The 26,440-nt window shown below is 65.8% G+C and carries 19 protein-coding genes and 1 tRNA gene; 10 read left to right on the forward strand and 10 right to left on the reverse strand.

Going from position 1 to position 26,440, the window contains the following annotated elements; translation table 11 throughout:
- Positions 1-40: 40 nt before the first annotated feature.
- Positions 41-2,080, forward strand: coding sequence for an ATP-binding cassette domain-containing protein (locus ACWW1C_RS08395; protein ID WP_455983002.1), 2,040 nt, complete (start codon positions 41-43; stop codon positions 2,078-2,080).
- Positions 2,077-2,913, forward strand: a complete 837-nt coding sequence (locus ACWW1C_RS08400) for a CbiQ family ECF transporter T component (RefSeq protein WP_455983003.1) — start codon at positions 2,077-2,079, stop codon at positions 2,911-2,913. Before ACWW1C_RS08395 ends, ACWW1C_RS08400 begins: the two co-directional genes overlap by 4 nt.
- On the opposite strand, the gene ACWW1C_RS08405 is transcribed toward ACWW1C_RS08400, so the two are convergent.
- From ACWW1C_RS08405 to ACWW1C_RS08415, 3 genes are read right to left on the reverse strand one after another with little or no spacing between them, the layout of a single operon-like run.
- Positions 2,910-4,232, reverse strand: coding sequence for an ABC transporter substrate-binding protein (locus tag ACWW1C_RS08405; protein WP_455983004.1), 1,323 nt, complete (start codon positions 4,230-4,232; stop codon positions 2,910-2,912). The two genes, ACWW1C_RS08400 and ACWW1C_RS08405, sit on opposite strands and share 4 nt — an antisense overlap.
- Entirely contained in the window at positions 4,229-5,041 is an 813-nt protein-coding gene (locus ACWW1C_RS08410; protein WP_455983005.1) for a carbohydrate ABC transporter permease, read from the reverse strand. The genes ACWW1C_RS08405 and ACWW1C_RS08410 overlap by 4 nt, the downstream gene beginning before the upstream one ends.
- A complete protein-coding gene (locus ACWW1C_RS08415) occupies positions 5,028-5,900 on the reverse strand; it encodes a carbohydrate ABC transporter permease (protein ID WP_455983006.1) in 873 nt (290 codons plus the stop codon). Before ACWW1C_RS08415 ends, ACWW1C_RS08410 begins: the two co-directional genes overlap by 14 nt.
- 38 nt (positions 5,901-5,938) lie before the next feature.
- On the opposite strand from ACWW1C_RS08415, the gene ACWW1C_RS08420 reads away from it, so the two are divergent.
- Both ACWW1C_RS08420 and ACWW1C_RS08425 read left to right on the forward strand, forming a co-directional pair.
- Positions 5,939-7,456 (forward strand): TldD/PmbA family protein, encoded by a 1,518-nt coding sequence (locus tag ACWW1C_RS08420; RefSeq protein WP_455983007.1) that lies wholly within the window; start codon positions 5,939-5,941, stop codon positions 7,454-7,456.
- Positions 7,456-8,856: a metallopeptidase TldD-related protein gene (locus ACWW1C_RS08425; protein WP_455983008.1), complete on the forward strand. Its 1,401-nt coding sequence runs from the start codon at positions 7,456-7,458 to the stop codon at positions 8,854-8,856. Before ACWW1C_RS08420 ends, ACWW1C_RS08425 begins: the two co-directional genes overlap by 1 nt.
- Here the strand turns inward: ACWW1C_RS08425 and ACWW1C_RS08430 are convergent.
- The gene (locus ACWW1C_RS08430) at positions 8,840-9,865 is read right to left on the reverse strand and encodes a threonine aldolase family protein (RefSeq protein ID WP_455983009.1); all 1,026 of its coding nucleotides are present in this window, start codon (positions 9,863-9,865) and stop codon (positions 8,840-8,842) included. The two genes, ACWW1C_RS08425 and ACWW1C_RS08430, sit on opposite strands and share 17 nt — an antisense overlap.
- Positions 9,866-9,879: 14 nt before the next feature.
- On the opposite strand from ACWW1C_RS08430, the gene ACWW1C_RS08435 reads away from it, so the two are divergent.
- Together ACWW1C_RS08435 and ACWW1C_RS08440 are read left to right on the forward strand one after the other, a co-directional pair.
- A complete protein-coding gene (locus tag ACWW1C_RS08435; protein WP_455984199.1) occupies positions 9,880-10,722 on the forward strand; it encodes a carboxymuconolactone decarboxylase family protein in 843 nt (280 codons plus the stop codon).
- A gap of 117 nt (positions 10,723-10,839) precedes the next feature.
- Complete coding sequence (locus ACWW1C_RS08440; protein WP_455983010.1) at positions 10,840-12,246, forward strand: DUF222 domain-containing protein; 1,407 nt, start codon at positions 10,840-10,842, stop codon at positions 12,244-12,246.
- A 79-nt stretch (positions 12,247-12,325) separates the two neighbouring features.
- Here the strand turns inward: ACWW1C_RS08440 and ACWW1C_RS08445 are convergent, their stop codons facing one another.
- A complete protein-coding gene (locus ACWW1C_RS08445; protein WP_455983011.1) occupies positions 12,326-13,129 on the reverse strand; it encodes an acyl-CoA thioesterase in 804 nt (267 codons plus the stop codon).
- Positions 13,130-13,163: 34 nt separating this feature from the next.
- A complete protein-coding gene (locus ACWW1C_RS08450) occupies positions 13,164-14,405 on the reverse strand; it encodes a phytanoyl-CoA dioxygenase family protein (RefSeq protein WP_455983012.1) in 1,242 nt (413 codons plus the stop codon).
- Positions 14,406-14,492: 87 nt separating this feature from the next.
- Here ACWW1C_RS08450 and ACWW1C_RS08455 point away from each other — a divergent pair.
- The 4 genes from ACWW1C_RS08455 to ACWW1C_RS08470 all read left to right on the forward strand — a co-directional run bounded on the left by ACWW1C_RS08455 (position 14,493) and on the right by ACWW1C_RS08470 (position 19,330).
- Positions 14,493-14,566, forward strand: a tRNA-Ile gene (locus ACWW1C_RS08455).
- A 257-nt stretch (positions 14,567-14,823) separates the two neighbouring features.
- A complete protein-coding gene (locus ACWW1C_RS08460; RefSeq protein WP_455983013.1) occupies positions 14,824-15,915 on the forward strand; it encodes a ferredoxin reductase in 1,092 nt (363 codons plus the stop codon).
- A gap of 16 nt (positions 15,916-15,931) precedes the next feature.
- Positions 15,932-17,083 (forward strand): fatty acid desaturase family protein, encoded by a 1,152-nt coding sequence (locus tag ACWW1C_RS08465; RefSeq protein ID WP_455983014.1) that lies wholly within the window; start codon positions 15,932-15,934, stop codon positions 17,081-17,083.
- A 162-nt stretch (positions 17,084-17,245) separates the two neighbouring features.
- On the forward strand, positions 17,246-19,330 hold the full coding sequence (locus ACWW1C_RS08470) for an FUSC family protein (protein WP_455983015.1): 2,085 nt from the start codon (positions 17,246-17,248) through the stop codon (positions 19,328-19,330).
- 29 nt (positions 19,331-19,359) lie between these two features.
- Here the strand turns inward: ACWW1C_RS08470 and ACWW1C_RS08475 are convergent, their stop codons facing one another.
- From ACWW1C_RS08475 to ACWW1C_RS08490, 4 genes are all read right to left on the reverse strand, one after another.
- On the reverse strand, positions 19,360-21,057 hold the full coding sequence (locus ACWW1C_RS08475; RefSeq protein WP_455983016.1) for an ArnT family glycosyltransferase: 1,698 nt from the start codon (positions 21,055-21,057) through the stop codon (positions 19,360-19,362).
- The gene (locus ACWW1C_RS08480) at positions 21,054-22,541 is read right to left on the reverse strand and encodes a glycosyltransferase (RefSeq protein ID WP_455983017.1); all 1,488 of its coding nucleotides are present in this window, start codon (positions 22,539-22,541) and stop codon (positions 21,054-21,056) included. Before ACWW1C_RS08480 ends, ACWW1C_RS08475 begins: the two co-directional genes overlap by 4 nt.
- Positions 22,538-23,983, reverse strand: coding sequence for a hypothetical protein (locus tag ACWW1C_RS08485; protein ID WP_455983018.1), 1,446 nt, complete (start codon positions 23,981-23,983; stop codon positions 22,538-22,540). Before ACWW1C_RS08485 ends, ACWW1C_RS08480 begins: the two co-directional genes overlap by 4 nt.
- Positions 23,984-24,081: 98 nt before the next feature.
- Complete coding sequence (locus ACWW1C_RS08490; RefSeq protein WP_455983019.1) at positions 24,082-26,031, reverse strand: hypothetical protein; 1,950 nt, start codon at positions 26,029-26,031, stop codon at positions 24,082-24,084.
- Positions 26,032-26,440: the final 409 nt, after the last annotated feature.

The following is a 26,440-nucleotide window of genomic DNA, read 5'->3' on the forward strand; positions in this document are numbered from 1 at the left end:
CGTCGAGTTTACTCGTCAAAACGCCTGGCAGAATTGTGCAATGACTGCAGCCGGCGCCCGAGACAAAGCCGGTCCCCTCAATCCGGGCGAGTACGCCCAGGCCGCCGTGATGGCGGCGCTGAGCGCCGCCACCGCCATCATCGCCGTCGTCGTCCCGTTCGCCGCGGGCCTCGGCATGTTGGGCACGGTCCCGATGGGACTGCTCGCTTACCGCTACCGACTTCGGGTGCTGGTGGCCGCGACCGTCGCCGGCGGCACGATCGCGTTCCTCATCGCGGGGATGGGTGGCCTGATGACGGTGGTGTTCTGCGCCTACATCGGCGGCCTGACGGGCATCGTCAAGCGCACGGGCCGCGGCATCGTCACGGTCCTGTGTGCGTCGGTGGCCGCGGGCGCCGCGTTCGGCGCGTACGTCATCGGTGTCCTGCTGTTGGTGGGACGGCTGCGGGAGCTGATCTTCGCGTCGATGACCTCGAACATCAACGGCATTGCCAACATCATCGGGGCGGTTCCCGGCGGGGAGCGGGCTGCCGAGGATCTACGTACCGGGTTCGCCGCGTTCCTGCACTACTGGCCGGTGCCGGTGATGCTCTCGATGATCATGCACATCCTGTTCGTCACCTTGCTGGGCTGGTGGGCGCTGTCGCGGGTGCTGAAGCGGCTCTTCGGGATTCCCGATGTGCACAAGCTCGACACCGTCGAGTCCGCCGGCGTGGTGGCGCCGGTCCCGGCACGCCTGCGCGATGTCCGGTTCCGGTACCCCGGTACCAATCGCGACGCGCTCGGCCCGGTCAGCATGGACATCAACGAGGGCGAGCACGTCGCCGTCACCGGTGCCAACGGATCGGGCAAGACCACGCTGATGCTGACGCTCGCGGGCCGCGCGCCGACCGCAGGCACCATCGACCGTCCGGGTGCGGTCGGCCTCGGCCGGGCCGGTGGCACCGCGGTCGTCATGCAGCATCCGGAGAGCCAGGTGCTCGGCACCCGCGTGGCCGACGACGTGGTCTGGGGTCTGCCGTCAGGGACGACCATCGACGTCGAACAGCTGTTGAGAGAGGTCGGCCTGAGCGGCATGGCCGACCGCGACACTGGCGGGCTGTCGGGTGGCGAGCTGCAGCGCCTTGCGGTGGCGGCTGCGCTGGCGCGTGAACCGGCGCTGTTGATCGCCGACGAGGTCACCAGCATGGTCGACCAGGAGGGCCGCGATGTACTGCTCTCGGTATTGTCCGACCTGACCCGTCACCACCGAACTTCACTGGTGCACATCACGCATTACAACGATGAAGCGGACTCGGCCGACCGGGTGGTCCGGCTGGACGGCGCCAGCGACAACATCGAGATGGTCACGACCGCGCCGGTGCCGATCGTGGCGGAGGACATCGAACCCGACGGTCCGGCGGTACTCGAGGTCCGTGGCATCGGTCACCAGTACGGCAGCGGAACACCTTGGGAATCAACGGCATTGCGCGATATCAGCTTCACCGTCCACGAGGGCGAAGGTGTGCTGATCCACGGGCTCAACGGCTCCGGCAAGTCCACGCTCGCCTGGATTCTGGCCGGACTCACCGTGCCGACCACCGGCAGTTGCCTGCTCGACGGCAAGCCGGTCTCCGATCAGGTTGGTGCCGTGGCCATTTCATTCCAGGCGGCGCGGCTGCAGTTGATGCGGTCCCGCGTCGGCGCCGAAATCGCCTCGGCCGCAGGATTCTCGAAGCGCGACACCACCCGCATCACCGAGGCACTCGCGATGGTCGGGCTCGACCCCGAGCTGGCCGACCGCCGGATCGACCAGCTCAGCGGCGGCCAGATGCGCCGGGTGGTGTTGGCCGGGTTGCTGTCTCGTCGTCCGCGCGCCCTGATCCTCGACGAACCGCTGGCCGGGCTGGACGCCGCCAGCCAGCGGGGTCTGGTGGCGTTGCTCGTCGAACTGCGCCGGACCACCGGCCTGACGGTGGTCGTCATCTCGCACGACTTCGCGGGGCTCGACGAGTTGTGTCCGCGCATCCTGCACCTGCATCGCGGCGAGCTCGCCGAACAGTCGGCGGAAGCGCCGCTCACGGCGGGAGGACGATCATGACGGCTCCAGCCGCCCAGCGCCGGTCGATGGTGTTACTGCGTCCCGTGCCGGGGACGTCACCCGTTCACGAACTGTGGGCCGGCACCAAACTCATCGTGGTGGCGCTGATCGGCGTCGTCCTGACGATCTATCCCGGCTGGGTGCCGATCGGCTTGGTCGCATTGCTGGTGATGCTGACGGCGTGGCTGGCGCGCATCCCGCGCAGCGTGCTGCCGTCGGTGCCGCGCCTGGTGTGGGTGCTGCTGTTGCTCGGCGGTGGAACGGCTGCCATGGCCGGTGGCGAACCGTTCGTAGACATCGCGTCGGCGCATCTGGGGCTGGGCGGCCTGCTGAAATTCCTGCAGGTCACGGTGCTGTCCATCGTGCTGCTGGGGCTGGGCGGGCTGGTCTCCTGGACCACCAACGTCGCTGAAATCGCCCCGGCGGTGGCCACTTTGGGCCGGCCACTGAAGTGGCTGCGGGTACCGGTCGACGAGTGGGCCGTCACGCTGGCCCTGGCGCTGCGCGCCTTCCCGATGCTGATCGACGAGTATCGCGTGCTGTTCGCGGCGCGCCGGTTGCGCCCCAAGGTGCGGCCGGAGACCCGCCGGGAGCGCAGTCGCCAACGTCGCGCCGAGATCGTCGACCTGCTGGCGGCCGCGATCACGGTGGCGCTGCGCCGCGGCGACGAGATGGGCGACGCCATCACCGCGCGCGGCGGAGTGGGACAGATCGTGGCGAGTCCGGCACGGCCGGGACTCAAGGACGCGGTGGCGCTGCTCCTCGTCGTCGTGATGTGCGCGCTGTCGGTGTGGATCGAGGCGTTCACCACACTGGCGACCAGCAAGCTTTAACGGGCGGCGGCGGCGTTGGCCGCCCGCTGGGCGTCGGCCAAGGTCGATGCGACGGGCGCGCGGCCGAGGAACATCTCGTCGAAAAGCGGCCTGATGGCGAGGAATCCGGCCGGGAAGCCCGCGCCGCCGGGAGCCGGGATGCGCGGGCCGTCCAGCACGCGAAAGAACGGCTGCACGTCGATACCGCGCCGTTCCCAGTAGTCGAAGTAGACCCGCTGGGCAGCCAGCACCGCGGGCACCGCCGCGCCCGTCGTGCCCAGGAACGCATTGCCGTCGGGGCTGCCCATCCACTGCAGTACGGCCCCCACCGCATCGGGATGACGCGTGGCCGAATTGGCCGCGGCGGCAATGCCGTTGGTGACGCTGACCCGGCCGGCGGGGCCGCTGGGCAGCATCGCCACACCCCACCGGAAGCGGGCTTGATCGGCGATGGCGGCCAGGCTGTAGGTGCCCGACTGGAACAGCGCCATGCGGCCCTGCAGGAACTGGTTTCGGGAGAAGTCGCCGTTGCCGTTGGTGTCGGCGGCCGAGGGGGATACGTGATCGGTGTTGATCAGTCGCACCAGGTACTCGAAAGCCTGTCGTGCGCCGGGATTGTCGAACGTGAACCGGTCGCCGTCGCTGAATTGCCCGCCGGCCGAGCCGATGTAGTTGAGGTAGATGCCCTGCAGATCGTTGGCCGCGTTGTAGCCCCACTGCCGTACCTGCTCGGCGTCGAATCCCGCTGTCCCGGCGTGTCGTCCGTTTCGATCCAGGGTCAGCCGGGCCAGCAGTGGCCGGAGCGTGTCATCGGTGCCGGGGGACCAGTGCAGCGCATCCAGGTCGGCGGGGTCGATTCCGGCGGCCGCCAGCAGGTCCGCGTTGTAGTACACGGCGATGCCGCCGTCGGTCAGTTGCGGTACCGCCCACAGCGTCCCGTTGCGGGTGAACTGCTGGTTCGCCGACGGGTCCCACGCGTCGGCGGCGCCGTCGCCCAACAGCTTTCCGATGTCGAGCAGGCGGTCGGTGTCGGCGTAACCGGCGAGGTAGGCGTTGGACAGCCAGAAGATGTCGTCGGCGCCACCGCCCGCGACATCGGTGCGCAGCGAGTCGAAGTACGACGCGTAGGCGACGACGTCGACCCGGACCTCGATGTCCGGATGCCGGCGCGTGAACTCCGAGAATGACGACCGGTACGCGGCCGCGACTTGCGCGTCCCACAGCCGAACGGTGACAACGGTTTTCCCGGTCTCCTGCGTCTGGCCCATGAGTACGGCGGTCACCAGCAGCACCACCATGGTGGCGGCGAGGGCCGTGACGAACCGCGTCGAGAACTTCATTTCATGCCGGTGACGACGATGGAGCGCACGATGTGCCGGCCCAGCACGCTGAACAGCAGGATCAGTGGCACGATCGCGACGGTGGTCGCGGCCAGCACGACCGTCCACTGCGCGTCGAACTGGGACTGCAGGCCCGCGGTGGCGACGGTCAGCACCCGCCAGGATGAACCGCTGGTGATCACCAGCGGCCACATGAAGCTGTTCCATTGCGAGACAACGGTGATCAGCCCCAGCGTGACGAGGATCGATCGGCTGGCCGGCAGCACCACATGCACGATGACGTCGAGGGTGCTGGCGCCGTCGATGCGGGCAGCGTGGATCAGGTCGGCCGGGATGGACCGGAAGTACTCGCGCAGCAGGAAGATCGCGTAGGGCGAGCCGAACATGAACGGCAGCACCAACGCCCAGAAGGTGTTACGGAGGCCGGCCTCGGCCATCATGAGGTACAGCGGTACGACGGTCACCGTTGCGGGCACCATCAGGGTGGCCAGGTACACCCAGAACAGGGTGTCGCGCCCCGGAAATTCGAGCCGGGCGAAGGCGTAGGCGGCCGTCACCGAAAAGGTCAACTGGCCCACCAGGATCACCCCGGTCATCAGGGCGGTCACCAGCGCGGCCCGGCCGAAGCCGGCGTCGGTCAGGGCGGTGTAGTTGGCCAGCGTCGGCGGGTTGGGCAGGGACAGCGGCGATTCGGTGTTGAACTGGCGGGCCGAGGTGAACGACGTCAGCAGGCCCAGGCCGAACGGCAGCAACGTGATCGCGGCGGCGAGCACCAGCACCGCATAGATGAGCGCGTTACGTGAGGTCATAGCTGACCCGCCGGCGGAAGTAGGTGTGCTGCACCAGCGTGACGCAGAGCAGCAGGACGAACAGGATCAAGGCCATCACCGCGGCGCGGCCCACCGCCGCCGAGCCGAACGCTTCGGCGTAGATGCGGTGCGCGATCAGATCGGTGCGACCGTCGGGGCCGCCGCCGGTCAGCGCGTAGACGGTGTCGAAAACCTGTGCCGCGCTCACGATTCCCGTCACCAGGACGAAGAACATCGTGGGCCGCAGCATGGGGAGGGTGATGCGACGGAACCGCTGCCACGCTGTCGCACCGTCGATCCGTGCGGCATCGTGAACGTCGCCGGGGATGGCCAGGATTCCGGCGAGGAAGAACAGTGTCACGTAACCGACGTTGGTCCACACGGTGACCGCCGAAACGAGCGGCAGCGCCAGGCTCGGGTCCGTCAGCCACTCGATGCGGTGTCCGAGCACGGTGCTGACGGCGCCGTCGGTGGGGCTGAGAATCCAGCGCCACAACACCGCGATGGCCAGCGGCGAACAGATCCACGGCAAGACGTACAGCGTGCGGAAGAATCCGGTGCCCGGCAGTCCGCGGGCCAGCAGCGTGGCCGCGACCAGGCCCAGAACTGTTTGGATGGGGACCACGAGCGCGATGAAACCGAACGTCACAGCCATCGAGCGGCCGAACGTCGGGTCGGTCAGGACGGCGTGCCAGTTGTCGAACCCGACGAAGCGGATGGCTCCCAGGAGATCCCATCGCTGCAGGCTGAGCCAGCCGACCACCAGCATGGGCAGCAGCAGGAACATGACGACGCCGAACAGGCTGGGGGCAAGCAGCGCGTAGCCGGTCAGGGTGTCCCGAAACCTGCGGCGTGCCACCGGATCATTAAAGCGTGTGGTGCCACTACGGTGTAGCCGTGACTGCGCTGCGACGGGTTGACGCCGACTTCCTTGCCTTGCCGCGCCATTTGCTGGCCGAGGCAGCGGTGTCGGCCGCGCTGGCCGCCGGTGCGAGCTACGCCGACCTCCGGGTTCACCGGATCACCACCGAGCACATCCAACTACGCGATGGCGAGTTGGAGACGTCGGTGGTGACGCGGGAGATCGGGCTGGCGGTACGGGTGATCGTGGACGGCACGTGGGGTTTCGCGTCGCACGCCGAGCTGAACCCCGAGGTCGCGGCCGAGACCGCCCGACGGGCCGTGCAGGTGGCCGTGGCCCTGGCGCCGCTGAATGCCGAACGCATCGAGCTGGCGCCCGAGCCGGTCTACGCCGACGTGTCATGGGTGTCGCCGTACCGCATCGACCCGTTCGAGATCACCGCTGCCGACAAGATCGCGCTGCTGGGCGAGTACTCCGGCCGGTTGCTCGCGGCCGACGGGGTGGATCACGTGTCAGCCGGTCTGCAAGCGGTCAAGGAGCAGGTGTTCTACGCAGACGCATTCGGCTCGTCGATCACGCAGCAGCGGGTGCGGGTGCAACCGATGCTGGAAGCCGTCGCCGTCGACAGCGCTGCCGGCTCGTTCGAGAGCATGCGCACGCTGGCTCCGCCGACCGCCCGCGGCTGGGAGGCCGTCGCCGGTGACGAGGTCTGGGACTGGACAACCGAATTGACCGAGCTGCCGTCGCTGCTGGCCGAAAAGGTCAAGGCACCCAGCGTGACAGCCGGTCCCACCGACCTGGTGATCGATCCGACCAACCTGTGGTTGACCATTCACGAATCCATCGGTCACGCCACCGAATACGACCGCGCCATCGGCTACGAAGCGGCCTACGCCGGCACGTCCTTCGCCACCCCGGACAAGCTGGGCACCATGCAGTACGGGTCGACGATCATGAACGTCACTGCTGACCGCACCGTCGAACACGGCCTGGCCACCATCGGATTCGACGACGAGGGCGTCCGCGCCCAGAGCTGGGACCTGGTGCGCGACGGCGTCTTCGTCGGGTATCAGTTGGACCGGGTGTTCGCGCCGAAACTCGGCGTGGCGCGGTCCAACGGCTGCTCGTACGCCGACTCACCACATCACGTGCCCATCCAGCGGATGGCCAACGTCTCACTGCAACCCGGTACCGAGGACCTGAGCACCGACGACCTGATCAGCCGGGTCGAGAATGGCATCTACATCGTCGGCGACAAGTCGTGGTCAATCGACATGCAGCGGTACAACTTCCAGTTCACCGGCCAGCGGTTCTTCAAGATTCGCGACGGCAAGCTGGACGGCCAGGTGCGGGACGTCGCCTACCAGTCCACCACCACCGACTTCTGGGGCTCGATGGAAGCTGTTGGCGGACAGTCGACCTGGCGCCTCGGCGGCGCTTTCAACTGCGGCAAGGCCCAGCCCGGCCAGGTGGCCGCCGTCAGCCACGGCTGCCCGTCCGCGCTGTTCCGCGGAATCAATGTGCTCAACACGCGAACTGAATCGGGGCGTTGATGCTGAATAATCCTCCCGGTCGCTACGCTCACCCCGGTGCACCGCAGGTTGTCGACCTGGTGCTGACCGAGGCCGCCCGCCGGGGCCGGGCCGACGAGACCATCGTTCTGGTGACCGACCGCTCCACCGCATCGCTGCGTTGGGCCCGCAACACCATGACCACCAACGGCGAATCGGTGAGCCGCGACACCACTGTCATTTCGATTGTCCGACAAGGGGATAAGGCCCGGGTCGGTGCAGTGAAGTCCAGTGAGGTCGATCCGTCGACCATCGCCGGTCTGGTGGCGGCATCGCAGGATGCCGCACAGGCGGCGCCAGAGGCACGCGATAGCGCACCGGCATTGAGCGGGCTTGAGGTTCCGGACGACTGGGAGACGCCCTCGCCGCTGACCGGTGCCGCGGTGTTCGGCAACGTCGCCGCCCGTCTGGTCGACGGCTTCCACCGCAGCGACGCGCTGTACGGGTTCGCCCGGCATGAACTCGACACCACCTATCTAGCCACCTCGGGCGGTATCCGTCGGCGGTTCACCCAACCGACCGGCTCGGTGGAGATCAACGCCAAACGCGCCGGCGCCAGCGCCTGGGCCGGGGTCAGCACTGCCGATTTCGTCGACGTGCCAGTGGATTCCATGCTCGACGACCTCTGCCTGCGTCTCGGCTGGGCATCCAGGACGGTCGAGTTACCTGCCGGCCGGTACGAGACGCTGATGCCGCCGTCGACCGTCGCGGACATGATGATCTACCTCGGCTGGAGTATGGACGGCCGCGGCGCGCAGGAGGGACGTACCGCGCTTTCGGCGCCGGGCGGTACCAGGGTGGGGGAGAAGCTGACCGACCTCGGTCTGACGCTGTACTCGGATCCTTTTGCCGCGGGGCTGAAGTGCCTACCGTTCGTGGCGACGTCGAGTTCGTCGGAACGGGTATCGGTGTTCGACAACGGGCTCGACATCGGCCGCGTCGACTGGATTCGCGACGGTGCGGTGAACGCCTTGGCCTATCCACGTTCTGCCGCAGCGGAATTCGACGCGCCCGTGGCCGTGCCTGCCGACAACCTGCTTATGACGGGCGGCACCGCGAGCCTGGCCGAGATGATCGCCGGGACCGAGCGCGGCTTGCTGCTGACCACGCTCTGGTACATGCGCGAGGTCGACCCGACCGTGCTGCTGTTGACCGGCCTGACGCGCGACGGCGTCTACCTCGTCGAGGACGGGGAGGTGACGGCCGCGGTGAACAACTTCCGGTTCAACGAGAGCCCGCTGGACCTGCTGCGGCGCGCCACCGAGGCCGGCGTCAGCGAAACCACGCTGCCCCGGGAATGGGGCGACTGGGCGACCCGGGCGCAGATGCCGTCGCTCCGGATTCCGGACTTCCACATGTCGTCGGTCAGTCAGGCGCAATAACTTTCAGGGCCGCGGCGACGTCGTCGTCCGTGGTGGCCCAGGAGCAGACGAACCTGATGACCGGGCGCATCGGGTCCGAGGCGTGGACGGCGAAGTATTCGCGCACGCGGGCGGTGGTCGTCGCGTCGAGGATGACGAACACCTCATTGGCTTCGGTCGGCGCTGCCAGGTCGAGGCCTGCCGCCGTCATCCCGGCGCTCAGGGCGGCGGCCATGCGGTTGGCGTGGGCAGCGGTCTGTAACCAGAGATCGTCGTGCAGCATGGCTTCGAACTGCGCCGAGATGAAGCGGTGCTTGCTCGCAAGGTGGCCGATCTGCTTCTGTACGAAGCGAATTCCCGGGAAATGTTTGGGCCGGCGGATCATTACCGCATCGCCGAACAGCATGCCGTTCTTGGTGCCGCCGACGGTGACGATGTCGGCGTCGCCGATGGCATCTCGTGGATGGACATCAAGGGCTGCAATGGCATTGGCGACCCGGGAGCCGTCCACGTGCACCAGCAGGTCGTGCTGATGGGCGTAGTCGATGAACTCTTTCAGCGCGCCGGGCGACCAGACGCGCCCGTTCTCGGTGGACTGGGTGATCGTGACGATGCGCGGCTGCGAGTGATGCACCGGGCCGCGCCGGGCGATGTGCCGATCAAGTTCGTGTGGCGCGATCAGGCCGTCATTGCTGGGCAGCGCCGTCAGCTGTGCGCCGGAGAGTCGCACCGGTCCGCCGGCTTCATCGAGCAGTGAGTGTGCGATGTCGCTACACAGAATTTCCTGCCACGGCTGCACGGCGGAGACCAGCGCGATGATGTTCGCCGCCGTGCCGGTCAGCGCGAAAAGCACGTCGGCGTCGGGGGCTTCGAAGGCCTTTCTGATGGCCTGCGCCGCGCGTTCGGTGCTGGGGTCGGTGCCGTAGGAGCTGACGGCGCCGTGGTTGGCGTTGACGATGGCCTCGATGACGCGCGGGTGCGCACCAGCAGCGTTGTCGGAGGCGAATGCGGCCGAGACGGTCGAACCCATGCGTCGATCGTCTCATCGCGACGATAATCCGAAGCGTGGAGGATCTACTGACCGCCCTGATCGCATTGTCGCCACCCGCTGATCGCCGGCTCAATGCGGTGATGCGGCAGACGTGTGCCGAGACGTTAGGCCTTGCGCCGTTGCCCTATGAAGCGGTGTTCGGGCCAGTCGTCGACGCCGAACCGCTGGTGGCTGACTTCGCCGAGCAGTTCAGCACCGATGTGTCGGTGATCTCTGAGGCGCAGCGGGGGCAGCTCACTGTCGCGTTGGGCGCCAATAGTTTTCGCATCGTGGCGCTGATGTTCATCGCCGACTTCGTCCCGCGCGTGCGGGCCGGATTCGCCGCTCTGGGGCTGCCGCCGGTCGCCGACCCCGACGGCTGGGACCACGACACCGATCCGGTGGACCTGCTGTTGAACCGCTTCGCAAGCTCGGTCGGGGCGCGCCGCGAGCTGGACCCCGTGATGACCGAGGTGGTGCGGTTACGTGGTGCGGCTGCGCACAACTGCCGGCTGTGCAAGTCACTGCGCGAGGGGACGGCGCTTGATGCCGGCGGCAATGAGTCGCTGTACTCCGAGATCGAGCTGTACGAGTCGTCGTCGTTGCTCGACGAGCGGCAGAAGGCCGCGCTGCGCTACGTCGACGCTCTGGTGTGGACGCCGTCGCGGATACCGGCAGAGGTGGCCGCAGGGATGCGGGCGCACTTCTCCGACGCCGAGGCCACCGAGATCACCCTCGACGTGATGCGCAACGGCATCAACAAGATCGCCGTCGCGCTGGGCGGCGATGCGCCGCGGGTCAGCGAGGGCACCGAGCGCTATCTGCTCGGAGCCGACGGGCAGCCGGTGTTCTCGTAGCGGTTCGCCGGAGCCTCTGAAAAAACTTTGGTCACTTTGTTTGCGCTGGTCACGGTGGACAACTGGGGCCACATTCGGCACAGCGAATTGTCGGTACTTCGAACTAGTGTTCGATGCATGGGTAGTGATCGGGCCGTCATCGAGCAGGCGTACATCGCGTACGAAGCTGCAGCGGTGCGGATCGCGTCCCTGGACCACACCGGCCTGGACGTGCGCACCCTGTTGGAGCTGCAGTCGCGCCGCGAAAAGTTGAAGTGCGCGGCCGAGGCGGTCGATCAGCAGATCCTGGCCGCTGCCCAAACCCAGGCCACCGCCAAAGAGATCGGGGCCAAGGACTGGCCCGAGGTACTGCATGTGCGGCTTCGCATCAGCCGGGAGGAGGCTCGCCGCCGGGTGCGGGACTGCGACAACCTCGGTCCGCGCTCGGCCATCACGGGCGAACCGTTGGGCCCGGTGTGGGAGTTGGTCGCCGCCGCCCTGGCCGAGGGTGCGATCAACACCGAGCACGTCGCGGTGATCACCAACTTCTTCACCAAGGTGCCGCTGTGGGCGGCCGATCCGGTCACCATGGCCCAGTGCGAGGCCGATCTGGTGGCCGACGCGAGGGTCAAGACGCCCGAGGACCTCCGCAAAGTCGCAGCGGATTTGTTGTATCGGCTGGATCAGGACGGGCCCGAACCCAACGACGATGAGCCCGACCCGAAACGCTCGTTCGTCATGGGCAAGCAGCGACCCGACGGCCGCACCGACGTCACCGCCGAACTGGATCCGGAAGGCCGTGCCTACTGGGAAGTGTTGTTCGAGAAGTACGCCGCCCCGGGCATGTGCAACCCCGCCGATCCGCAGCCCTGCTTCGCCGGGACACCGACGCAGGAACAGATCGACAACGACACAAGAACTGTGGCCCAGCGGCAGTACGACGCCTTCAAATTCGTGGGCCGGATGATGCTGGCCACTGGGACCTCCGGGGTGCACAACGGCTTCCCGGTCGCGGTTCTCGGCACCTGCACCGTCACCGACCTGGAGAAGCGCACCGGAATGGCGCTCACGCACACCGGCACGAAACTCCCGGTCAAAGACCTGGTTCAGATGGCCGCCGCCGGAGCCGACCACTACCTCGTCATCTTCGATGACCACACCGAACAACCGCTGTACATGGGCCGAGCACGTCGCACCGCGACCGTCGCTCAACGTTTCGCCCTGTTCGCCCGCGACCTGGGCTGCACCAAACCCAACTGCACTGCCCCCGCATCCCGCTCCCAGGCCCATCACGTCAACACCAACTGGCGTGATGACGGCCCCACCGACATCACCAACCTCACCCTGGCCTGCGGACCCGACAACCGCCTCGCCGACACCGGCGGCTGGACCACCACCATGGGCCCCGACGGCCGCACCCACTGGACCCCACCACCACTACTGGACGTCGGCCAACCCCGCACCAACCGCTACCACCACCCCACGCTCTACCCAGTAGAGCGCGGCGACGCTGATGGCGGCGAAAGTGACAGTGCCGCAAACTGATCCGGCATTCCGCCGCGGCATCCAAAGCCGCGACGGCAGTGCCGCGTGCGCCGCTACGAGTCACCCGTTGGCGAAGGCTTCAGCCCTTGAAGTACACGATCTGGTGGGTGCTGGCGAGCAACGCGCCACCGCGGGACCACACGTGGGCGCTCTGGTCGAAGTATCCGTCCGAGAAGCGGTTTGCGTGCGCACTGCCCAACACGTAATCACCGCCGATGCTCTCGAGCTCCTGCCCGTTGGCATGGAAGTACGTGGTCAGTGAGATGGTCCCGGCCGGAAAGAACCCGCCGCGCCGCAGGAAGACCCGGGGATAGAAGATGTCGGACATCGCAGCCAGGGCGGCGAAGTCGAGGCCACGCTGGTTCGCGTCCCGCACCCACAGCGTCGTCAGGGACGACTCACTGGGCTGGGCATCCTCTGCGGGAAAAGGGTTTTCGACGAAACGCATGTCGTACTGGCTGACCCATGGCAGGGGCGGGCCACTGATTTCGAGCCCGTCGGGTCCGGTCACATTCGGCATGCGGGACTCGTCATCCGACCAGGTGTCGCGGCGGATGCCGAAGACCATGGTGGCCGTGGTCTTGATGTCGCCGTCCTGGCTGAGTTCGGCGATCCAGTGCTGGTTGGTGCGGTTTGTCCGCGCGGCCTTGAGCGCGATGTCGAACTCACCGTCGGCGATGGGTGCCGCGAAGTTGACCGTGAGCGCCAGCGGTTCGCCGATGCGGTCCGGCCGCAGCTCGACGGCATGCAACAGCGCCGCGGCGGTGATCCCGCCGAACGGGCCGACCATGTTCGCCCAGTCCGGCTGAGTCCGGCCACGCATGCGGTCGGCATCGACGGGCTGCAGGTCCAGGGCTTTGTCGAACGAATGAGAGCCGGTCACGCTCAACATGATGCCTGGTGCCCGTTGAGCACCCTCAGTGTGTTGCCGCGCGGCTGGACACCTTGCCTGTCGCATCGCTGCGGAAAAGGGCGTCGTTGTAGTGGCATCCCGCGGGAATCCAGCCGAAGGTCTTCTCCTCGGCGAACTTGTAGTACAGGACTCGGCGCCCGGCATTCGGCGCTGTGGGCGGGGGAGTGCTGTGCATGATGTCGCCGTAATGCAGTGTGAGATCGCCGGGTTCGGTGTCGAGCTTGACGACGGGCAGGTCTCCCTCATGCCCCCACTGGAGCCAGTGCTTGGTGTAACGGTGCGACCCGGCCAACACCATCAACTGGCCGTTGGCCGCGTTGGCGTGATCGAGCTGGATGCCCGCCTGGATGAGGGGGCACATGACGGGGTGCCCGCCGATGCCGTCGTCGACGTGCCAGCCCAGGTCGCCGTCGCCCTTGACCACGGCGGAGTTCTTGATGAAAACCATTGGGCCGTCGAGTCGGTCGTCGCAGACCCTCAGCTCGGGCCCCGCCAGTCGGGCGTACGCCGTGGTTCGTGGTTCTGTGCACAGCGCCTGCAGGACGTCGGAGTAGCGGCCCAGATAGTTGATGCGCGTGACGATTTCGGTTCCGCCGGAGTTCAGTGACCACCACGAGAACGGATCACCGGGAGTGGTCATGGCTCGGACCTTCTCGACTTCTGCGCCCCACGCGGCGATCTCGTCGGGGCTGTAGACGCCGCGGATGTGCAGATAGCCGGCGACGTGGAAGAAGTGGCGCAGGTCGTCGAGGTCGTCGCCGGCGGTGAAGGTCCGGCGCAGATCGAGCGGCCGGCCGTCCCGGTCGACGAGAGTGTCGCGTACCGCGGCGGTGTAGATCGGGGTGCCGGTCAGCAGGGTCTGGATGGCGGGTTCCCAGCGCTGCCAGTCCTGCAGTGTGCCGCGAACCGGCCGTGCGCGGTCGGTTCGGACAGCGCCGGAGGCCGACAGGAGCCGGTTCAGGAACGCCGAGAATGTGGTCTCGTCGAGCTCGACGAGGGTGACGCCGGTGTCACCGCTGGTGGCCTCGACTCCTGTCGGTGTTGTGTGCCAGGTGTAGGTCGTGCCGTCCGGGAGGCGGAACGCGAGCGGCGGGACCCCGGCGAGGTCGTCGACGACGAGGGCCCCGTGCCGGGCGTTGAGGGCGGGGAGGTCGCGGGTGTGGAACTCGAGGAACGGATGCCGCGGAAACGACGCCGCGATGGCGTCGACCCACGGCAGTCCCGTGCCCAACTCGTCGGTCGCCATGCGGTTCCTTCCCTACGACCCGATTATCAGCCCGTGGCGCGTCGTCCCGCGGCGCCATGCGACCATGGTGGCCGCGATCTTCGCGATGGGGCGGTAGCTCAGTTGGTTAGAGCCGGGGACTCATAATCCCTTGGTCGCGGGTTCGAGCCCCGCCCGCCCTACTCAGAGGCTGCATTGTCGGCTGATGGCCGCCACTTCTATGTCGGGTGATGACTGACAGCGTTTCGGCAGATGCTTTACAGCTGCTTCGGTTGATCTTTGACACTCCCTGGTCGAGGGCTTCGAGCGTGCGGCATTGAGCCGTTGTTTGGCGGTTGCGCAACGCGTCGCCGGGAAATGTGTGCAGTGCGACCGTTTCGGCTCCCGGCCGTGAGGGTAGTCACATCCGCAGCCAGCCGTCGGTGCGAGAGGTGGCCACATGCCGGAACGTGGGACACAGGTCCAGATGCCGCGCGTAGCGCGCATGGTGCTGCGCGGTATGGAGTACTTCACCTGGCCACTGAAGCTCGACGACTATCTGGAGCTCATCACCCCACTCTGGTCCACCGAGGAGCTACGTGGCCGGATAGCGCGAGTGCATCGCGAAACCGATGACAGCGTAACGGTATTCATCACACCGGGCTTCCGCTGGCGCGGACATGTTCCCGGGCAGTACCTGCGCATCGGCTTCGATATCCAGGGCAAACGGCACTGGCGCGCATATTCGCTCAGCAGCGACGCAGCGCGGCCCGACGGCCAGCTGACCATCACCGTCAAACAAACGGCGGACGGCGTCGTGTCGCGCTTCTTGAACTCGACTCAGGCACCGGGCTCGGTGGTCACCCTGGGCGAAGTGGAGGGTGAGTTCACGCTCCCCGACCCGCCGCCACCCAAGTTGCTGTTTCTCACGGCGGGCAGTGGCATCACCCCGGTTATGGCCATGCTGCGAGCGCTCGACCGCCGCCGGGAGGTGCCTGACGTCGCTCACGTCCATTCCGCGCGGACGGCAGCCGAAGCGATCTTCGCCGGAGACCTCGCCGGGCTCAACGACCGCTATGACAGTTATCGATACAGCCTGCGCGAGACGAGAACAGCTGGACGCCTGCTGCCCGAGCATCTCGACGAGGCGTGCCCGGATTGGCGGGAACGCGAGACCTACGCGTGTGGCCCTGGAGCCATGCTCGAGGCGCTGAGAGAACACTTCGCCGAAGCGGGCCTGGCTGACCGGCTGCATGTGGAATCGTTCGAGCACTACGTCGGCCTCGCCGTCAGTGGGCGCGGCGGCACCATCGAGTTCACCCGATCCGGGACCACCGCCGACAGCGACGGAACGACGCCGATTCTCGTGGCCGGCGAAGAAGAAGGCCTGGATTTGCCGTACGGCTGTCGAATGGGGATCTGCCACACCTGCACCGGCAAGTTGGCCGCGGGATCGGTGCGTGACCTGCGCACCGGCGAACTGACGCATGCCGGCGTGGAGATCCGTACGTGCATCAACTGCGCCGACGGACCCGTCAAGATCGACCTCTAGAAAGGTTTCCGACACGATGAGCAGCCCGATGATCGAGAGTCCGCTGGCACGACTCACACCGAGTGAGATCGAGGCGATCGGCAAGGAGTTCGATGCCATCCACGACGAAGTGTTCGGCAGCCTCGGCGACCGCGACGCCCACTACATTCGCAGCATCATCGCGCTGCATCGCGAACTGGCACTGCTCTCACGGGCAATCTTGCTCGGCTCTCGATACCGGCCGGCGTGGCTGCTCGGCACGGCCGTGCTCGCCATCGCAAAGATTCTCGAGAACATGGAGATCGGTCACAACGTTCTGCACGGCCAATGGGATTGGATGCAGGACCCGCGGATCAACTCGGCCACGTGGGACTGGGATACCGCGTCGCCTGCCGACGCGTGGAAGCACTCTCACAACTACGTCCACCACACGTACACAAACATCCGGGGCAAGGACAAAGACCTGGGCTACGAGATCATGCGGATCGATCCGCACCAGAACTGGCACCCCATCTATCTGCTGCAACCCTTCTACAACCTGATCCTCGCCGGGTTCTTCGAATGGGGCGTCGCCCTGCACGACCTCGACGCCGAAGCCATACGCAGCGGCACCAAGAGCAAAGAACAGTTGCGAAAAGAGTTGCGCGGCATCGGTTACAAGGGCTGGCGCCAGATCGTCAAGGACTACATCGCATTCCCGGCACTCTCCGGGCCGAAGGGTTTCAAGCGCACCCTGAAGGCAAACTTCACGGCCAACTTGATTCGCAATGTCTGGTCCTACGCGATCATCTTCTGCGGACACTTCCCTGATCAGACGTACACGTTCAGCGAGGAAGAAGTCGAAAACGAGAGTCGCGGCGGCTTCTACCTACGCCAGCTGCTGTCGGCAGCCAACATCGACGGGTCGCCTGTCTTCCACGTGCTGTCGGGGAATTTGGGTTACCAGGTGGAGCATCACCTCTTCCCCGACATGCCGTCGAGTCGGTACGCGGAGATCGCGCCCAAGGTCAAAGACATCTGCGAGCGCTACGGGCTGCCGTACAACACCGGCCGGCTGGGTAAGCAGTTCGGCAGCGTTCAGCGAACGATCCTCCGGCTCGCTTTTCCCGGCGGCAAGCCGGCGCCCAAGCCCGGTCCCTACAAGCCGGTCGACGACGACCAGATCACGCGCCCCCTGGTTGCGGTCTGACTGCTTTTCGGTAGGGAAGACGGCCGCTGACACTGGCACTTTCAGTGCCGGTACCGGTAGGGGTGGCGTGCCGGTACTACTTCGGATCGTCATTCGCGGGAACAACGAACTCGAGTGAGCCGGGGAGCTGATGAGAGTGCGTCGATCAGCCGACACAGGCTGATGCCGCAGAATTGGCCTGTGCAGTTATTGGCGGCGGTGCGGAGAGCGAGTGTCCTCAACGCCGCCGACCCCGGACGCATTCGGTTGCGTAGCGCGGCGGCGACCACCTTCTCGCTGCTGCTGGCGATCGGCGTGATGCTGGCGTTCACCCGCGCCGCCGGGCAACCGGTCACGGTCGCGATGCTCGGCGCCGTGGTCGCGATGCAGGCGTCGGCTGCGGTCAGGGATCGCGACCAGCGCAGCCGCAACATCACCACGGTGCTGCTGTTCTTCCCGGCGATCGTGGCCATGGCCCTGGCCGCATTCCTGGCTCCGCACGGAAAGATCGTCGACGTCGGCTTCATCGCCGTACTCTTCGCCGCGGTGTGGGTCCGGCGGTATGGTCCGCGCGGAAATGCGCTGGGCATGGTCGCGTTCATCTCGTACTTCTTCGTGATGTTCCTGCGGACCCCGGTGCATCAGATTCCGGTGCTGGCAGTCGCGGTGGCGGTGGGAATCGCCTCGTCGCTGCTGGTGCACGTGGTGTTGTTTCCGGAACGGCCACGCGTCGAGGCCCGCCGCCTGCTGTCGGCGCTGCGGGCTGCGTCGCTCTCCACGCTGGATGTCGCCACCAAGCGCGGGCAGGTCAGCATCGAAGTGGCGCGGCACCAACTCGACCTACTGGGTGAGACGGCGCTGCTCATCGATGACTGGCTGGATCGGCATGAGGCCGCGAAATCGCTCAGTGTCACCAGTAAGGACCTGGCGCTGCGGGTGTTCGAGGCGCAGATCATGCTGGAGCAGGCCGCGTCGTTCCTGTGGTGGCTGGACCGGGACGAGCCGTGGCCCGAAGGTCTGGTCGATGCGGTTGCCGCGCTGCGGATCTGCCTGGACAACAACCCCACCGACGACCAGCTGCGGCAGGCCCGCCGCATGGGTGCTGCCGCGGCTGACAAGGCCGACCTGTCCACCTCGGCGGGCGTCGCGACGGTCACCGCGTACCGGGCCATGCAGGCGCACTTGGCAATTCATCACATCACCACCAACGCCCGCGGCATCAGCGACGACGATATCGCCGCCGCCCGGGCCGACGATGACGACGATGACAACGCACCGTCCGGACTGAATCCCAGCACCAAAGCGGCGATTCAAGTCGCGGTGGCGACCAGCGCGGCAACGGTTTTGGGCAACGTCATCTCGCCCGATCGCGGGTATTGGGCCGTGCTGACGGCCTTCCTGGTGTTCACCGGTGTCACCACACGCGGCGAGATTCTTTCGCGCGCGGGCCATCGCATCGTCGGCACCATCGTCGGCGTGGTGGCGGGCGTATTGCTCGCCGCGGAGATCGGGCACAATCCGGCATTGCAGATCGTCGTCCTGGTGGTCTGCGTGTTCTTCGCGTTCTACCTGGCCACCGTCGCCTACTTCTGGTTGACCTTCTTCGTGACGGTGTTGTTGGCGATGTTGTATGGGCTGCTCGGCAATTTCAGTGCCCAAGTGCTCGAAGTGCGCATAGCTGAAACAGCCGTGGGAAGCCTGGTGGGTATCGCGTCCGCGTACTTCGTGTTCTCCACCAAGACCCGCGCCACGTTCGCTGAAAAGGTCACCGACTACCTCGACCGCCTGGAGCAGGTGATCGAGGCCGCCGTCGCGGCGGTACTCGCGGCCGGCGGCGCCGACGACCTCGTTGCCGATACCCGCAAGCTGGACAATGCGTTGAAGGAAGCCGTCACGGCCGGTAAACCGCTTCAGATGGGCCCACTTTCGGAGCTACGGCACGGGGTCCGGCGCCTCATGCGCGGCCTTCAAGTTGCGAACCGTTCTGCCCACGCGTTGGCTCGTGCGGGGGTCACCGCGTCGCATGGTGTGCAGGCCCCCGACGGCTCCGACGACGCCCTCCACCAGGCGGCGGCGCGTGCCGGCGCCGCGGTGGCCGGTATACGGAAACTGGTCGCTGGTGACGACGCGGACCCATCTGACAAGCGCGGCGAGACAGCCCTTTTCGATGTCGGCCTCCCAGAGATGCGGCCGGGCCCGGTACGCGCGGCCGTCCGTGCGCTGAATGTCATCGACCGTGCGCTCAATGAAGTCAGTACCCGGGTGTGACGCCGCCGGTGTTGACGTCCGATGCTGGATTAGCTGAAGCCTTCCATCTCCGACGCAGCCTGGTTCACCCGGTACAGCCGCCAGTTCGGTTGATTGTCACCGTTGTTCGGTATCTCCAATTCGAGGGTTGCAATGTCCGCGCCGGTGTCATACAGCGTCGGGTAGCGGAGGTTGAGTGCATCGACTGCGCCACGCCCAACCGGGGGCACGGCCAACAAGTACTTGATACCGTTTTGGGCTGGCTTGTTGAGGTCCGTAACGAAATCCAAATCTGACGGTACGACAAAGGCTTTCGGGCGGTGTGATGCCGCGACAATGGCAAACCCGTATTCGGTGTCGACGATCACGGAACCCTCGGGTAAAGCCAATTCGTCCAGGTGATGCGCGATTTCACGTTCAGTCGAGAAGGTGGCGGCGATGCTGAGCTCAGTCGCCGCGCGATCGCTGACATCGTCCGGTCGCGGTGAGAGTACAGCTCCGAGTGCGTATTCCTGCGGTGCATACTTCGGCTGGCCCATGCCCCATACCGTCACCGGAATCGACGTCGCGAACACTGCGGCAACCGCGACCGGAACTGCCGCCGAGGACCGCCGGGCAGCCAGGTCTGGTTGGGGCGGCGCCGGGGCGTACTTGCCGCGACGCTTCACGGCGGCGCCGGTCTGATCGGGGACGGCGAGCATCGCCAAGCAAGCGGTGAATGGAATTGCGACGATATAGAACCGCAGAAAAGGAAATGTCGAACCCATTGCGTAGCTGAGGGATTGGAAGCCCAATGCGGCGCCGTAGATGGCGACGGGCGGCAGGATCGCGGTCCAGCTGGGATGCCGCCATCGGCGTGACACGGCGCAGAGCCCGATCGGGATGAGTGCCGGTGCCAGCAGCATGATGCAGGTGGCCGCGAACTCGAGGCCGTGACCGAACGTCGGCCTGGTTTGCCCCGACTGCGCGAGGATTGCGGTGTTGCCGTACTGCGAGGTGAATTGTGCGAAGGCTTCACCGGTGATCAGCCAGCTGATCGTCGCCCATCCGAGGAATGCGACAACGCCGGGTCCGCTGACCATCAGAAGATCGAGGATCGCTCGCCGCGCGCGCGGTGCCGGACGCGCCCGCAGATATGTGGTGGTCCCCACCAATGCGCCCGCCGCGGCGATGCACGCCAGCGCGTCATAGCGCGTCAGGTACGCCAGGCCCATCGCAATGCCCCCAGCTGTCACCAAGTGATGAACGTCGTCGTCGCGCATCCACAGAATCAGGCGCCTGACCGCCCAGGAAATGAAGAAGATGAACGGCGCCTCGCTCATACCGTTGCTGCCGTAGAACAGGATCATCGGATTGACTGCGAAGAGCAGGGTGATCGCCAGCGCATAGGGCCGTGCCAGTCCGCGGTCGGTGCCCATGCTGAAGATTTGGACCGCTGCGCCGGCCATGAAGACCGCCGACATCAAGGAACCGGAAAATGCACGTTCGGTGATATAGGGCCACAACTGGCCGAGCGCAATTGCCGGGATCTGGAGCAAGGCAGACAGCGGCGTGAAGATGAAGCCGATTGCGGCCAGATGCGGATCGCGACTGAACAGCACGGACTGTGCGGCTGAGACCCGCGATAGCGCGTCCCCGAGGATGAAGCCCTGCTGAACCTGCAGCCAATAACCGACTGCTGAGTATGCCGTGAACGTGGTGAAGAAGATCAATGCCTTCAGGCCGCGCCCGGAAGGCGGACGGGTCATGACGTGTCCACCGACACTGCTGAATGCGCGGGCGCGTCAGCGAGCCCGTGAAACGTCTTCTCCCAGTAGGACGGACTGCGAATCAGCTGATACAGCCCCTTGGCTGCGGCGACGCTCATCATCGCCCAGAACACCGGGACGGTCAGCGCGGCCACGAGCAGGTCGGCGCGGTCGTCCTCGCGTAGCGCCACCAAGTTCATGTAGAGAGTGGCCCCGTTGCCGAGGATCAATGCGATGAGGGCGGGAAAGTACACGTACCAAGGGAAGATGTCCTCAACCAGGGCGGGTTGGCCAAGGAACCAGAGGACGGTGATGAGCCAGAAGACCAGGTTCAAGACCGCCACAATGGGTGTGCCGCCCAGCACCAGGTTGAATCTCAGGAAGCTGCGGGGTCCGATGGTTCGGAATAGCCGCACCGGTCGGCGCACCTGCACCAGCCAGGTCTGCAAATAGCCTTTGTACCAACGGGAACGTTGCCGAATCCAATTGATGGCGTCGCTGTTGGCCTCCTCGAGAGTGCTCGAATCGATCACCGCGGTGTGATATCCGCTGGCAGCGATGCGCAGTCCCAGGTCGGCGTCTTCGGTGACGTTGTGGGGATCCCATGCGCCGATCTCGTCGAGCACGGCACGTCGCAGATGGTTTGATGTGCCGCCCAAAGGAATTGGCGACGTGGATACCATCATCCCGGGCAGGAGGTAGCCGAACCATAGTGCGTATTCGGCAGTGAACCATGCGGTGAGCATGTTCTGGTGGCCGTTGTGGTAAGCGAGTTTTGCCTGTACACAAGCGACGTTGTCCGGTAGCTGCCTGAAGGCGGCCGCGACCCGCCGAAGCTGAAGTGGTTCCGGCATGTCTTCAGCGTCGTAGATCGTGATGATGTCGCCGCTGGAGAAATGCAGGCCGTAGTTGCAGGCTTTTGGTTTGGTGCGGGGTTCGGCGGGCGGAACCAGAACGATGGTGATCGCGCTGGAGTCTGCGCAGCCCTGCGCAGCCGCGATGGTCGCTTCATCGTCGGCTTCCAGCAATAGCAGGACCTGAAGTTTGTCGGGCGGGTATTGGAGCGCGGCCATTGACCCGATGAGATCACCCACCACCTCGGGTTCGTGATACGCCGGAACGAGGATGGTGTACCGAGGTAGGTCCTCGGGTGGCAACTCCCGGGCTTCTGCGTCGCTGATGACAATCGCGCGAGATGCGAGCCCCTCGCGAAAGATCAGGACTCGGTCCACCATCGTGAGCAAGTACGCGGCTGTGCAGACGGCGACCAGCACGACGGTGGTGGTCAGGGGTTGCCATATCGCGCAGCCGAGAACGATCACCAGAGCAGACCAGATCAGCATTCGCTGCCATGGCACCACGGACACTGATGCCGACCGAATCGGATCGTCTTCGCGCAGACCGTCTATCGCTCGCCGCAGTGCATACGCACGTTCTTCCGCGTCGTTGAGGTCCGGAACTGATCGATACGTGTCTGGTCTCATGGGACTGGTTCCGCCGTTCCGAGTTGGGTGGCGACCAACGCGCTGCCGAATTCAGAGAGCAGCGTCGCGTCTTTGAAACTCGAGCTGCGTTCATCGAGTACCGCATTGCCCCGGATCAGCATGGTGAAGAGGGTTCCCATCGCGGACAGCAGTGTCTTGGATGGCTCGGGGAATGGCGCATCGGGATCGTGATTGTCGACGGCGAAGATCGAGATACGTTGTGCGATATCCGAATCGCCCCATGCGAGTCGCATCGATGTCCAGGTGATGAGACGCTTCTCGTCGACAATCGTCTGCAGCTGGCCGGCCACGCCATGTCCAAGGTCAACGGTTCGCGGTTGGCTCATTCGCGCTTGGGCCAGCCCGTAGAGCACACGCGCCGGATAGACGTCGAATGCGAACGGCCGCCGGCTGACGAGACTGTACACAACGAGAGTGCGCGGGCGGCCGAACTTGTCGAAGCGCCTCTCGCCGGTCCCCGCAGTCACCTGCTGGCGGACGAGCACCGAGTCGTCGCCGTAGAACCGGTGCACCCATGGGTAGTCGCGGACGTCAGTCGTGCGCCAACCCCGCGGCGTCGCAAGTGGGCGGCCGATCACGAGTTGTGTCGCAGCCCGGCGAGAAATGATCGTCGACGTGGCTTGTGCGGGCAAGGGGATCAGAGCCAGCAACACCGCAGCGGCGACTACCAGAATCGTTGCCCCCCAAACTTGATTCGATGCGACGGGTGCAACCGCGCGATCGAAAAGCTGCTTGGGCTTGCCGCGGCGTCCGCTCAGGAACATGAAGATGCTCGTGCCGACGATCGCGGTCAGCGTCGGCACCAGCTGATACGCGAGTAATGGAGCCTCCGGTAGTTCCGCGGTAAGTGCGCTCAGGACGGCGAGGCCGATGATCCAAGAGGTCACCGAACCGATGAATCCCCGTCGGATCGTGCGCCCCACGGCGATGCCGGTCCCGACCCCCGATACGACGAGTGCTGCTGCGCCGGCCGCGAAATGGCCGCCTCCCAGGATGACAACCAGCAGGAAGTAGGGCAGTGGGAAGACCAAGAACAGCATTCCCCAGACCCACCCGAACCGGGTCACCGGCCGCAGGCCGAAAAGGAGCACGGCCGCACTCAAGGCGAACAACCACATCGCCACCAGATCCAGGCGCAGCAGGTGGTAGTAGAGGTTGAAGCGCGGGAGCAACACCGCTTCGACGAGCACCGCCAGGACGATGCCCATCGTTCCGATGATGATGTCGGTCTGTCGATCGTGGATTGGCAGCTCGCCGCGCCGACGTCGAGACACCCCGATCGCCACCAAGACGGCGGCGATGGGAACGGTCCAGACATAGCCGGCCAGCCCCTGCCGACGGGTGGTCGTGGCGAGAACGTCGACGCTGTCATAGAAGGCGACAGCGATACAGATCGCGATGATTGCCCAGCGCTTGGTCAACCGATAGGCCGGAGGCCGAGAACGCCACCACTGCGTAAGCTTTCGGCGGACCGGCGCAGGGCGCATGGCGGAGTCATCCGCTGTGGTGGCTATGGCAGTCATGGCTCGCAGCGACTTCTCGCGCGACGCCGAACGACCAGGCCGACGGCGAGGAGGACGAGAGCGACCGCCGCGGCGTCGATCAGCCACCGTGCCTGGAATCGACTCTGGGTGATCTGTGCGTCCATATTCCGCGGGCTTTCGGTGCCCACCACCACCGGGTCGCGATCGGATATCCCGACGAGAACGGCTCCTGTCACCCGGGACCAACGAGGCACGTCGGCATTGATCCACCCCAGCAGGTTGTCCAGTAGATCGGGTGCATTGTTCGACGTGGCTATGAGCAGCATCCGATTGCCGTCGTACTTGGTTTGCAGCGATGCGAATTTCTGTGTGGGCTCCAGCGTCAGCGTGCCGTCAGCAGGCGTGCCGTCGACGTGCTCGACAGTGATCTGATTGGCAGAGCCGGTAGAAACAGGCAAGGTTATGCGCCCGTCTGACCACCCTCCTGCGCTGATCAGGATCGCGGAGCTGGGGGAGTTGATTGCTTCGGTCAGCGACGTCGCGGTGATGTCGAACGGGAGCGCGCTCAACCGCTGTAAGGCCACCACGATCGCGATGGCCCGGCGGGTGTCATCGAATCCGTCGTTGAAGCCGATTTCCACACGTGGCATCAGCGTCTGCGGGATTGCCTGAAAGCCGCCGGGCAGCGGAGACTGTGCCACGCCGCTGTCGATTTGGCTGTTTCCGTTGACTGTCAACGTGATTGGCTGGAATTCGCCGCAGCGGCCCGTGTCTCCTGAGATATCGACTGCGACGACGAGATTGGTGTAGCGCATGAGCAACTCGTCGGGAATGTTGACCCAGCGATCGATCGATCCGGACTTATCGACCGGCCATCGGTCGATAATCTCACCGCCGACAGATGCCACTACCTGGCCGCCGACAGCTGGCGGCAGCGGGGTATGGGATCCGCGTAGGTGCACTCGTACTCCGTGCACGGCTCGACCAAAACGCGTCTGGTCCAATCCGATCGATACCTGCGGCGCCAGTGCGGTGGCGCGGATTCCTGGCTGGCCCAGATCGCGCAAGGTTGTCACCTTCGGCGGGAGCAACGGACTCGGGCGAAGCGGGCCGACAACGGCTTTGGAGCTCACGGCGAGCCGACCCATTTCACTCGATAGGAGTCGCCCCTGGTCGATCAATCGATCCGCCGGGCCTGACACCAGGAGGGAGGGCACCCCCGCCTCGCCCTGGAGGGTGATGCCCGAGTTCGGAGACTCCCGGAATACGATCTGGCGCTGCAATGGGACCGAGGCTTCCGGCGGTGTATCGAGGCCGTCGGGCAGGGCCGTTACGGTTACCTTCGGATACTGCTTCCCATAGTGGGCGACCACCGCTTGCGCGAGGCGCATTGCCGTCTCCGACTCCGCCCGGGTCGGACTGCGCGGCAGGAACACGGCCAATTGAGTGAGTACCGGTGGCAGGAAGTCAGCAACTGCGCGGGGAGGCGACTCTTGTCCGAGATAGCGGATGTTTGCGTCGACGAGTCGCAGCGGATTCGATGGATCAGGGCAGTAACCCGGGGCTGCGGTCAGATAGCCGTGTAACGTCACCGCGACCGCGTTTTCCGTTATTTTCGCGTCCCGCAACGGGATTGAAATGGCTCCGCCGCTCGGCGGCAGATCTACCCGGGACAGGACGCGATCGTCTTGCACAGTGGTGACGGTCGCGGCGGAGACGTTCACCGGCATCTCGACGACCGCGTCCAAGCTCTCAACGGCCATGCCTTTCGGCACCGGGATCGTCAGGGAAACGGTTCCCTGGCCGCCGTAGAACAGCAGCGTAGGTTCGGCGCCCAGAGCGGCCAGACTCAAGGTCATCCCGTCGGCTGCCGGCCCGCTGTCGTCGGGTGCCGACCGCGCCACTGCTGACGAGCAAACAAGCGCGAACCATAGCGCGCATATCGCTGCGACCAGGTGCCGGCGGCGCCGCTTCGATGCGCTCATGGCCAACGAGTATGCGCCGGACACACGGCAAAAATTGTCGGTTCCGGAAATTATTATGGAGTTCCGGGCTGCAGGTCCCAATAGTGCTCCACCGAGGGGTGCGGCGCCCTTGGTTTGGCGTCGGGTTGCACACGATGAATCAGATTTGGCAAATGACTTTCGGCCCTACGCCCGGCGCCCGCGACGTCATAGGGTTTCTTCACTTGCACGCTGAGGAGGAGTGTCATGGACCACGAAATGACGATGCGTCTGATCGTTTTCGGATTTGTGGCCGCGCTTTTTCTGGTCGGCTTCGCCATGAGAGTCGACAGCGGCGGCGGTCGCACGGCGTCCGACGCCGTGGCCATATCTGGAGCGCGTGGCGGCCGGCGGCCGCGGGCGTCCGTGAGGTCCGGGCACCGCGCCGGCC

The sequence above is a fragment of the Mycobacterium sp. HM-7 genome, assembly GCF_053852335.1.

Bases quoted from the DNA above. Each gene is read 5' to 3' on its own strand.
- ACWW1C_RS08395 (WP_455983002.1), top strand. From the start codon at position 41: ATGACTGCAGCCGGCGCCCGAGACAAAGCCGGTCCCCTCAATCCGGGC.
- ACWW1C_RS08400 (WP_455983003.1), top strand. From the start codon at position 2,077: ATGACGGCTCCAGCCGCCCAGCGCCGGTCGATGGTGTTACTGCGTCCC.
- ACWW1C_RS08405 (WP_455983004.1), bottom strand. From the start codon at position 4,232: ATGAAGTTCTCGACGCGGTTCGTCACGGCCCTCGCCGCCACCATGGTG.
- ACWW1C_RS08410 (WP_455983005.1), bottom strand. From the start codon at position 5,041: ATGACCTCACGTAACGCGCTCATCTATGCGGTGCTGGTGCTCGCCGCC.
- ACWW1C_RS08425 (WP_455983008.1), top strand. From the start codon at position 7,456: ATGCTGAATAATCCTCCCGGTCGCTACGCTCACCCCGGTGCACCGCAG.
- ACWW1C_RS08430 (WP_455983009.1), bottom strand. From the start codon at position 9,865: ATGGGTTCGACCGTCTCGGCCGCATTCGCCTCCGACAACGCTGCTGGT.
- ACWW1C_RS08440 (WP_455983010.1), top strand. From the start codon at position 10,840: ATGGGTAGTGATCGGGCCGTCATCGAGCAGGCGTACATCGCGTACGAA.
- ACWW1C_RS08450 (WP_455983012.1), bottom strand. From the start codon at position 14,405: ATGGCGACCGACGAGTTGGGCACGGGACTGCCGTGGGTCGACGCCATC.
- ACWW1C_RS08460 (WP_455983013.1), top strand. From the start codon at position 14,824: ATGCCGGAACGTGGGACACAGGTCCAGATGCCGCGCGTAGCGCGCATG.
- ACWW1C_RS08465 (WP_455983014.1), top strand. From the start codon at position 15,932: ATGAGCAGCCCGATGATCGAGAGTCCGCTGGCACGACTCACACCGAGT.
- ACWW1C_RS08470 (WP_455983015.1), top strand. From the start codon at position 17,246: ATGCCGCAGAATTGGCCTGTGCAGTTATTGGCGGCGGTGCGGAGAGCG.
- ACWW1C_RS08475 (WP_455983016.1), bottom strand. From the start codon at position 21,057: ATGACCCGTCCGCCTTCCGGGCGCGGCCTGAAGGCATTGATCTTCTTC.
- ACWW1C_RS08480 (WP_455983017.1), bottom strand. From the start codon at position 22,541: ATGAGACCAGACACGTATCGATCAGTTCCGGACCTCAACGACGCGGAA.
- ACWW1C_RS08490 (WP_455983019.1), bottom strand. From the start codon at position 26,031: ATGAGCGCATCGAAGCGGCGCCGCCGGCACCTGGTCGCAGCGATATGC.